This window comes from Streptomyces sp. NPDC002845, assembly GCF_053591955.1.
Genome location: NZ_JBSFUU010000054.1, coordinates 59,038 through 68,966, shown reverse-complemented (window position 1 = coordinate 68,966; position 9,929 = coordinate 59,038). Strand labels below are relative to the sequence as shown.

Annotated in this window: 7 protein-coding genes and 1 pseudogene; 6 read left to right on the top strand and 2 right to left on the bottom strand. The window is 71.2% G+C overall.

What is annotated here, in order from left to right; translation table 11 throughout:
* Positions 1–233: 233 nt before the first annotated feature.
* A complete protein-coding gene (locus ACWD3C_RS32130) occupies positions 234–2,294 on the bottom strand; it encodes an ATP-binding protein (RefSeq protein ID WP_451149689.1) in 2,061 nt (686 codons plus the stop codon).
* Between the two features lie 538 nt (positions 2,295–2,832).
* On the opposite strand from ACWD3C_RS32130, the gene ACWD3C_RS32125 reads away from it, so the two are divergent.
* From ACWD3C_RS32125 to ACWD3C_RS32110, 4 genes and pseudogenes are all read left to right on the top strand, one after another.
* Entirely contained in the window at positions 2,833–4,146 is a 1,314-nt protein-coding gene (locus ACWD3C_RS32125) for an aromatic ring-hydroxylating oxygenase subunit alpha (RefSeq protein WP_451149688.1), read from the top strand.
* A 533-nt stretch (positions 4,147–4,679) separates the two neighbouring features.
* Positions 4,680–5,309 (top strand): 2Fe-2S iron-sulfur cluster-binding protein, encoded by a 630-nt coding sequence (locus tag ACWD3C_RS32120; protein ID WP_451149687.1) that lies wholly within the window; start codon positions 4,680–4,682, stop codon positions 5,307–5,309.
* A gap of 13 nt (positions 5,310–5,322) precedes the next feature.
* Positions 5,323–5,550, top strand: a pseudogene (locus ACWD3C_RS32115) (aldehyde dehydrogenase family protein); the annotation flags it as partial.
* Positions 5,551–5,579: 29 nt separating this feature from the next.
* Positions 5,580–6,173, top strand: a complete 594-nt coding sequence (locus tag ACWD3C_RS32110) for an aldehyde dehydrogenase family protein (protein WP_451149686.1) — start codon at positions 5,580–5,582, stop codon at positions 6,171–6,173.
* A 392-nt stretch (positions 6,174–6,565) separates the two neighbouring features.
* Here ACWD3C_RS32110 and ACWD3C_RS32105 read toward each other — a convergent pair whose 3' ends face one another.
* Entirely contained in the window at positions 6,566–7,234 is a 669-nt protein-coding gene (locus ACWD3C_RS32105) for a GntR family transcriptional regulator (RefSeq protein WP_451149685.1), read from the bottom strand.
* Positions 7,235–7,335: 101 nt separating this feature from the next.
* Here ACWD3C_RS32105 and glyA point away from each other — a divergent pair, with 101 nt between their 5' ends.
* Together glyA and ACWD3C_RS32095 are read left to right on the top strand one after the other, a co-directional pair.
* Positions 7,336–8,670 (top strand): serine hydroxymethyltransferase, encoded by a 1,335-nt coding sequence (gene glyA, locus ACWD3C_RS32100; protein WP_451149684.1) that lies wholly within the window; start codon positions 7,336–7,338, stop codon positions 8,668–8,670.
* Positions 8,670–9,920, top strand: a complete 1,251-nt coding sequence (locus ACWD3C_RS32095; protein ID WP_451149683.1) for a sarcosine oxidase subunit beta family protein — start codon at positions 8,670–8,672, stop codon at positions 9,918–9,920. Before glyA ends, ACWD3C_RS32095 begins: the two co-directional genes overlap by 1 nt.
* Positions 9,921–9,929: the final 9 nt, after the last annotated feature.

Sequence of the window (9,929 nt, the reverse complement as noted above, 5' to 3'; positions counted from 1 at the left end):
CAAGGGCAAGGGCAAGGAACAGGAAGCCGCCAAGGAATGGATCGCGGACAACAAGTCCCTCGTCGACTCCTGGTTCGCATAGTCCAAAAGCACGCGAACGGGCCGGTCTCCCTTGAGTCCTCGGACTCGCGGGAGCCGGCCCGTCGGCTTTCCTGTGCCCCGGACGGGCCGGACGCCGGCCGACCGGTGACCGGGGGACTCAGCGGACGCCGGTCGACCAGTGGCCGGGGGACTCAGCGAGCCGCGTGAGCCGTCCGGGAGCGGCCCGGGTCGAGACCGCCGTCCGTGGCCCAGGCGGCGATCTGCGCCCGCGAGGTGAAGGAGAGCTTCGCCATGATGTGCTCGATGTGTGACTCCACCGTGCGCTGAGCGATGACCAGGGCGGCGGCGATCTCCTTGTTCGTCAGACCGCGCACGACCATGGCGGCGACTTCCGTCTCGCGGCGGGTCAGCGGACTCTTCGAGCCGGAGCCGCTCCGATCCGCCGGGTTGCCGCCGGGCCCGCCCGGCGCCGCGGAACCGAGGGCGAACCGCACAGCCTCCGCCGTCGCGAGGCGGGCGCCCTCCTCGAAGGCCCGGCGGTACGCACTCGCCCCCAGCACCTTGCGCGCCGTCGCCGCTCCGCCGTCGTGGAATCCGCGCAGCAGACCGAAGCCGGCCAGCGGGGCACTGGACGCCTGCCACATCGCGTCCGCCTGGCCGAAGAGCACCGCGGCACGTTCGGCCCGCCCGTTGGTGACCGCGATCCAGGCCATCAGTTCCAGGCCGAGGGCGACGCCGAGCCGGTCACCGAGGCGGTGGACGTCCCGCAGGCTCTGCTCCGCCAGTTCCGTCGCCGCGGCCACCGCGCCACCGCGCCACCTCTCCACGGCCAGCACCCACAGGGCGTACGAGCGGGACCAGCTCTCCCCGTGCGCCTCACACAGCGCCCGGCACTCCTCCGACCAGGCCACGGCCCGCTCCGCGTCGCCCAGCGCCGAGGCGACCAGGGCGAGCCGGAACAGCGACATGGACTCCAGGTACGGATCGCCGAGCTCCCGGTGCCGGGCCAGCGCCTCCTCGATCAGCCGCATGGCGAGCTCCAGGTCGCCCGCGCACATCGCCGCCATCCCGCGGAAGAGCGCCACCTGCGCAGGTATCGCCGGGTCGGCGAGGTCCGGGACCATCGCCTCGCACTCGTCCAGCAGCGCCGTCGCGGCCTCCGGGTCGCCCTGCAGCACGGCGAGCCAGCCCGCCGCCGCCAGCCCGCGGGCCCGCGCGCTGTCCCGGTCCGGCGACCGGGCCAGCAACCGGTCGAGCCAGTTCCGTCCCGCCACCACCGCCCCGCTGCCCTCCCAGTACGTGCCCAGCTCCGCCGCGAGCACCAGTCCCGCGGCGGCCTCCCCGGGCTGCGAGAGGCTGAACTGAAGCGCACTGTGCAGGTTGCCGTCCTCCTGGTGCAGTCGTGCGAGCCACTCGCCGGCGGTGGGAGTGAACCAGTGGCGCCCCGCCTCCTTGGCCAAGCTCAGGTAGTAGTCCCGGTGCCGGAGCCGCAGCGCGGCGGCGTCTCCGTCCGCGGCGAGCCGCTCCTCGCCGTACTGCCGGATCGTCTCCAGCATGCGGTAACGGGCCCGCGGCCCGCGCTGGTCGCAGGTCAGTACGGACTTGTCGACCAGGGAGGCCAGCAGGTCCAGGACGCACGTGTCCGGGACGGCGGTGTCACCCGCGCAGACCTCCTGAACCGCCTCCACGTCGAACTCTCCCGCGAAGACGGACAGCCGTGCCCACAGGGCTCGCTCCGATTCCGTGCACAGGCCGAAGCTCCAGTCGATGAGCGCGCGCAGCGTCTGCTGCCGGGGCAGCGCCGTCCGGGAACCGGAGGTGAGCAGCTGAAAACGGTCGTCGAGCCGTGCCACCAGCTCGGTCAGGGACAGTGACCGCAACCGGACCGCCGCGAGCTCCAGCGCGAGCGGGATGCCGTCCAGCCGGCTGCACAGGGCCGCCACCTCGGCCGCGTTGCCCTCATCGATCGCGAAGTCGTCCACCGCGGCGGCGGCCCGGTCCGCGAACAGCATCACGGACTCGTACGAGGGGAGTGTCCGCGGCGACACGGGGAGGCCGGGGTCCGGGTGCGCCAGGGGCGGTACCTGGAACGTGTGCTCGCCCGGGACACCGAGCCGGTGCCGCGTGGTGGCCAGCACCCGCACCTCCGGGCAGGCCCGCAGCACGGACTCGGCCAGCGCCGAGCAGGCGTCCTGCAGATGCTCGCAGTTGTCCAGCACGAGCAGGAGCTGCCGGCCTCGGAGATGGTCCACGAGGACATCGAGCGGCGGGCTCTGAAAGGGGTCGACGCCCAGCGCGTCGCAGACGCTCAGGGGCAGCGGTTCCGGGGGTGCGCAGCGGTGCGAGTTCGACCAGCCACGTTCCGTGGCGGAAGGCGCGCTGCGCCTGCTGCGCCACGCGCAGCGCGAGCCGCGTCTTTCCGACGCCGCCGACCCCGGTGAGGGTCACCAGCCGCGCGTCGGAGAGCATCTTCCGGACCCGGGTGAGTTCGGCCCTGCGGCCCACGAAACCCGTGAGCTCGGCCGGAAGATTGCCGTTCATGGGTGGAGCGTAACGGCGGCGCGGAGCGAGCGGCAGCCCCAAAAACGTGAGATCCGACAGGAGGTCCGGGTTCTGGCCGAAGCCGCCCCGGGGGCGCGCCCAGGAGCGAAGAGCCGGGGATCTCCGGGTGGGTATCCGTATTTCTCTCGTGTTCCCGGTACCGGCGGCGGTGTGCCATGGACCCATCGGGTGACGGTGCGCCGAAAACGGGGTGAATCCGGTCGGCGCCGTGACGAAGGAGTGGTGTCCATGACATCAGTAATGCCGGACTCCGTGGCGGGCCTCGCCGCCGCAGGCACCGCCGGACTTACGGGGCGGCGGCTCACCCGGCAGGACGTCGTGGAACTGGTCCGCCGCCGCAGGCCGGGCTGGAGCCTTCAGTCCCCGTTCTACAACGACGAGGACCTGTACCAGCTGGACGTCGAAGCGATCTTCGGGCGCCACTGGTTCTTCGTCGGCTCGGAGCCCGAGATCCCCGAGCCCGGTGACTATGTGACGGTGGAGGTCGGCCGCTGGTCCGTGATCGTACTGCGGGACGACGACGGCGGGGTACGCGCCTTCCACAACGTGTGCCGGCACCGCGGATCGCGCCTGCTGTCCGACAAAGGCGGCACGGTCGGCAACCTGGTCTGCCCGTACCACCACTGGACCTACGACACCACGGGCCGCCTCCTGTACGCCGAGTCGACCGGCGAGGGCTTCGACCCGAGCTGCTTCAGCCTCAAGCAGGTGCACCTGCGCAGCATCAGCGGACTGCTCTTCATCTGCCTCGCCGCCGAGCCGCCGGAGGACATCGCCGAGGTCGCCGCCACGGTCGAGCCGTACCTGGCCCCGCACGCGCTCAGGGACACCAAGGTCGCCCACCAGGTCGACATCATCGAGCAGGGCAACTGGAAGCTGGTGATGGAGAACAACCGCGAGTGCTACCACTGCGGCGGCCATCCCGAACTCGGAGCCTCGCTCTTCCCGACGATCGGCTACCGGGAGGAGGACATCGGCCCGAGCAGGCGGGCGGGGTACGAGCGCTTCCTGAGGATCGACGCGGAGATGACCGAGATCTGGGAGCGCGAGGGCCTGCCGTACCGCCAGGTGGACGGCCTGACCGGCCGGCCGACCGGGTTCCTCGTGGAGCGCACTCCGCTCGACAAGGCCGGCGAGTCCATGACCCGCGACGCCAAGGCGGCCTGCAAGCGGCTGCTGGGTGAGTTCGCCCAGCCGCGCCTCGGCCGGCAGGGCCTGCACCTGCAGCCGAACACCTGGCACCACCTCCTCAGCGACCACGCGGTGACCTTCTCCGTGCTGCCGCTGTCGCCCACCACTTCCCGGCTGCGCACGACCTGGCTGGTGCACAAGGACGCCGTGGAGGGCGTGGACTACGACGTGGAGAACCTGGTCTCCGTCTGGCGTACGACGAACGCCCAGGACGCGGCCTTCGTCGCCGAGGCACAGATCGGTGCCGCCAGCCCGGCGTACGAGCCGGGGCCGTACTCGCCCACGGAGTCCTGGGTCGAGAACTTCGTCACCTGGTACATCGAGCGTCTCACCGCTCACCTCGGCGCCTGACCGCCGTTCCTCTTCCACCACCACCTTCCACCACACGAGGTGCACCGCGTGACCGCTCTGCACGCCCCTTCGGGCGCCCAGGTTCCTCAGATCGGCGAGCTGCCCCCGCTGGACGCCGACGACGGTCTGACCCTCGTCTGCCGCCAGGTGAGAACGGTGACGCACGACGTCAAGACGTTCCTTTTCCAGCCGGAGACGCCCGGTCACCTGCCCTACCGGCCGGGGCAGTTCATGACCTTCGACTTCACCGTCGACGGCCGGCCCGTCAGCCGCTGCTACACCTGTCCTCGTCGCCGACCCGCCCGCACTGCTGTCCATCACGGTCAAGCGGACACCCGACGGAGTGGTCTCCAACTGGCTGCACGACAACCTGCGCCAGGGGGACGAGGTGCGGGCCCGCGGGCCGTACGGCCTGTTCACCATGGAGGACCATCCGGCACACAAGTACCTGCTGCTGTCGGGCGGCAGCGGCGCGACACCGTTCATGTCCATGGCGCGCGCCCTGCACGACACCGCGTCGGGACGTCGACGTCGTGTACCTGCACAGCGCCAGGACCCCGCACGACGTGCTCTTCCGCGACGAACTGCACACCATCGCCCAGGACCTGCCGGGCTTCACCACGGCCTACGTCTGCGAGGACGACGCCGGGAGCGAACCCTGGCACGGCTACCGCGGACGGCTGAGCGCCTCGCTGCTGTGGTCCGCGGTCCCGGACATCCAGGACCGGGCCATCCTCAGCTGTGGCCCCGAGGGCTACCTGACCGCCGTACGCGAACTGCTCGTGGAACTGGGCTGCGATCCGGCCCGCTGCTACGAGGAGGTCTTCGCCACGGAGCCCGCCGCGGCGGCGAGGGCCGGCGCGCCGCTCGCGGACACGGACTCGCAGGCCGAAGCGACCACGGGGTTCTCCGTGAAGTTCGCCCTGAGCGGGGTCGAGACGCTCTGCCCGCCGGACACCACCCTGCTGGAGGCCGCCGAGACCGCCGGACTGGGCGTACCGACGTCCTGCCGGCAGGGCCTGTGCGGCACCTGCAAGACGACGCTGGTCTCGGGGCAGGTCGACATGCGGCACGGAGGCGGCATCCGGGACCGCGAGATCGCCCGGGGCGGGGTCCTGCCGTGCTGCGCGACACCCCGGTCGGACATCGTCATCAACCTGTGATCGTCAGCAATCTGTGAGCGCCAGTGTCGTGAACGTGGTGCCGGGCCCGGTGGCCGGCGCCCGGCTGGCCGGACACCCGGACGTGGCCATGATCGCGCTGACCGGGTCGGTCGGCAGCGGCCGTGCCGTCGCCCGTGCGGCCGCCGACTCCCTGAAGCGGGTCCACCTCGAACTCGGCGGCAAGGCCCCGGTCGTCGTCTTCGAGGACGCCGACCTCAAGGCCGCCGCCGCGTCGCTGCGCGTCGCGGGCTACTGGAACTCGGGCCAGGAGTGCGGGGCCGCCTGCCGGGTCCTCGTGCAGCCTCCGCCGCGGACCGGTTCGTCGAGGAACTCGTCTGCGAGGTGGGGGAGTTGGTCGTCGGTGACCCACGCTCGGGCGACGACGTCGAGGCCGGCCCGCTCGTCTCCAAGGCCCACTTCGACCGGGTCCGCGGCCACCTCGACGGGGCGCGGAGCCAGGGCGCCCGTGCCGCGATCGGCGGCGACGCCCTGGACGGCCCGGGCTACTTCGTCGCCCCGACCGTGCTGGTCGACGTGGCCGAGGGCGCGGACATCACCCGAGAGGAGGTCTTCGGTCCCGTCGTCACCGTCGAGACCTTCACCGAGGAGGACGAGGCGGTCCGCCGCGCCGACGACGTCCCCCTCGGCCTCTCCGCCTCCGTCTGGACCGAGAACGCGCGCCGCAGCCACGCCGTCGCCGCCCGACTCGACTCCGGCACCGTCTGGGCCAACGCGCACCTCGTCCTCGCCAACGAGATCCCCTGGGGCGGCTTCAAGGGCTCCGGCTACGGGCGGGACCTGTCCCTGTACGCCCTCGACGACTACTCGCGCACCAAGCACGTGATGCACCACCACGGGCGCTGACGCCGAGCGATAGCCGGGCCGCCAGGGACTTGGAGCACCCGTGACAGAGCAGGGCGGGAAGGCCGCGACGAGCAGCTCCGGCGGCCCGCGCCCTCGCGCAGCTCGTCACGCGCGGTGGAGACCAGGAGGACCAGACTCGGGTACTTCTCCGGATACACCACCTCACCGGCCGCGATGTGCTCACGGATCCGGCGTACGCCCGCTGTATGGGCAGCACGGTCGAGGGACGACGTCCCGCCACCGGCCGCAGAGCCGCCGAACCGGGCCGGAGGAGCAGATCGAGCGTGGGGTGCCTTTCTCCCGTCCTGGCGCGGCCCGCCGTCGGTCGGCGGGCCGTCGCACAAGCAGGAGCCGTTCCGACGGACGTGGCAAGGAGACGGACGTGGCAAGGATCAGATGACGCCGCGGATCGCCGCCTCGAACCCTTCCACGTGGCTCGCGGCAAGGGCGGCGGCCTTCTCCGCGTCGCGGTCGATGATGGCGCGCAGCAGCGGCCCGTGCTCGTGGACGTGCCCCGCCAGGCCCGGCAGCCGGTCGAGGAACAGGCACCAGATCCGTGTGGCCAGGTTGTCGTACCTGACCAAGGTGTCCTCAAGGTAGGGATTGCGGGTCGCGGCGTAGATGGCGCGGTGCACGGCCATGTCGAGCCTGATCAGGTCCCCGCTCGCCGCCGCCCCGCCGCCGTCGGACGGGTCCGCCAGCTGTGCGAGCAACCGGTTGAGTTCACCGCGGTCGTCCTCACCGGCGCGTTGGGCCGCCAGCCCCGCGGCGAGAGGCTCAAGCTGCTGACGGACTTCTGAGACGTGTCCGAGATCGGCGATCTGCACCTCGGTGGCGAAGGTTCCGCGCCGAGGGTAGGCGACGATGAGGCGTTCGTTCTCCAGCCGCTTGAGGGCCTCCCGGACCGGGGTGCGCCCGAAGCCGAGTTCGGCGGCGATCCGCTCGTCGTTGATGGGCTCTCCGGGGCGGATCTGGAGGGTCACAAGGCGGTCCGAGATGGCGCGATAGGCCTGGTCGGCCAGCGTTCCATGGCCCTGACCATCGACGGTCGACGAAGTCACTCCAGATCCTCCCTTGACGCGGCCCGATCCGCCCTTCTAGCGTATCGCAAGCGAGAGGTTGATATATCAGTCGTCTTTCAGTTGCTCCGCAGGGAGTTCTCATGACCGCCCAGACCCCCGACCAGCGAGCGGCCCGATCCGCGGTGCTCGGCGCTCAGCTCCACGACCTCGACCCCGAGATCGCCACGGCGATCAAGGCGGAGCTGGCTCGGCAGCGCGACACCCTGGAGATGATCGCGAGCGAGAACTTCGCGCCCCTCGCGGTCATGCAGGCCCAGGGCTCGGTGCTGACCAACAAGTACGCCGAGGGCTACCCCGGGCGCCGCTACTACGGCGGCTGCGAGCACGTCGACACCATCGAGCGGCTCGCCATCGACCGCGTCAAGCAGTTGTTCGGAGCCGAGGCCGCCAACGTGCAGCCCCACTCCGGCGCGCAGGCCAACGCGGCTGTCATGGCCGCCCTGCTGCAGCCCGGCGACACGATCCTGGGGCTGGACCTGGCGCACGGCGGCCACCTCACCCACGGCATGCGGATCAACTTCTCCGGGCGCCTGTACCAGGCGGCGGCCTACCAGGTCGGCGAACACGACCACCGCATCGACATGGAGCAGGTCCGCAAACTCGCCCACGAGCACCGGCCGAAGCTGATCGTGGCCGGCTGGTCGGCCTACCCCCGCCAACTCGACTTCGCCGCCTTCCGCCGTATCGCGGACGAGGTCGGCGCCCATCTGATGGTGGACATGGCTCACTTCGCGGGCCTGGTCGCCGCCGGTCTGCACCCCTCGCCCGTACCGCACGCGCATGTGGTGACCACCACCACCCACAAGACGCTCGGCGGCCCCCGCGGCGGTGTGATCCTGTCCACCGCCGAACTCGCCAAGAAGATCAACTCCTCGGTGTTCCCCGGCCAGCAGGGCGGCCCCCTCGAACACGTCATCGCGGCGAAGGCCGTGGCCTTCAAGATGGCCGCCCAGCCGGAGTTCGCCGACCGTCAGCGCCGCACCCTGGAAGGAGCCGCGATCCTGGCCCGACGGCTGCTGGCCGAGGACACCCGGGCCGCCGGAGTCAGCGTGCTGACCGGAGGCACGGACGTGCACCTGGTCCTGGTGGACCTGCGCCACTCCGAACTCGACGGCCGGCAGGCCGAGGACCGGCTGCACCGGATCGGCATCACCGTGAACCGCAACGCCGTCCCCTTCGACCCGCGCCCGCCGATGGTCAGCTCCGGCGTCCGCATCGGCACCCCCGCACTGGCCGCCCGCGGCTTCGGGACGGAGGAGTTCACCGAGGTCGCCGACATCATCGCGGCGGCCTTCCTGCCCGGCTTTGACGACCAGGACGCCGCCGCGCTGCGCGAACGGGTCCGGGTCCTGACCGACCGCTTCCCCCTGTACCCCGTCGATCCGCAGCCCGCGGCCCAGGAGGCTGGCCAGTAATGCGCCCGTACGACAACGACGCTTCCGCCACGCCCGGCGACGTCCTGCCCGACCACCCCGACTTCCTGTGGCGCAACCCCGACCCCAAGCCGTCCTACGAGGTCGTCATCGTCGGCGGCGGCGGGCACGGCCTGGCCACCGCCTACTACCTGGCCAAGAACCACGGCATCACCAACATCGCGGTCCTGGAGAAGGGCTGGCTCGCGGGCGGCAACATGGCCCGCAACACCACCATCATCCGCTCCAACTACCTGTGGGACGAAAGCTCCGGCATCTACGAACACTCGCTGAAGCTGTGGGAGACCCTCGAAGAGGACCTCGACTACCCCATCCTCTTCAGCCAGCGCGGCGTACTCAACCTCGCCCACAGCCTGCAGGACATCCGCGACAGCAAGCGCCGTGTCTATGCCAACCAGCTCAACGGCATCGACGCCGAGTGGCTGGAGCCGGACGAGGTCGCCAAGGTCTGTCCCATCGTCAACACCTCACCCGACGTGCGCTACCCGGTGCTGGGCGCCACCTATCAGCCGCGCGCGGGCATCGCCAAGCACGACTACGTCGCCTGGGGCTTCGCACGCAGGGCCAACGACTACGGCATCGACCTGATCCAGAACTGCGAAGTCACCGGCATCGACATCCAGGGCGGCCGCGTGCGAGGGGTGCGGACCACGCGTGGCCACATCGCCGCCGGGAAGGTCGCCCTCGCGGCCGCGGGCCACTCCTCCGTGCTGGCCTCCATGGCCGGCCTGCGGCTGCCCCTGCAGAGCCACCCGCTGCAGGCGCTGGTCTCGGAACTGCTGGAACCGGTGCACCCGACCGTGGTGATGTCGAACGCCGTACATGTGTACGTCTCCCAGGCCCACAAGGGCGAACTCGTCATGGGCGCCGGGATCGACAGCTACAACGGCTACGGACAGCGCGGCGCGTTCCACATCCTGGAACGCCAGATGGCCGCCGCACTGGAGCTCTTCCCCGTCTTCGCCCGCGCCCACATGCTGCGCACCTGGGCCGGCATCGTCGATGTCACTCCCGACGCCTCGCCCATCGTCGGCCTGACCCCCGTCGAGGACCTCTACCTCAACTGCGGCTGGGGCACCGGCGGCTTCAAGGCCACACCGGGCGTCGGCTGGTGCTACGCGCACACCATCGCCACCGGCGAACCGCACCCCTACGCCGCGCCCTTCACCCTCTCCCGCTTCACCACCGGCGCCCTGGTCGACGAGCACGGCGCAGCCGCCGTCGCCCACTGACCGCCGCCC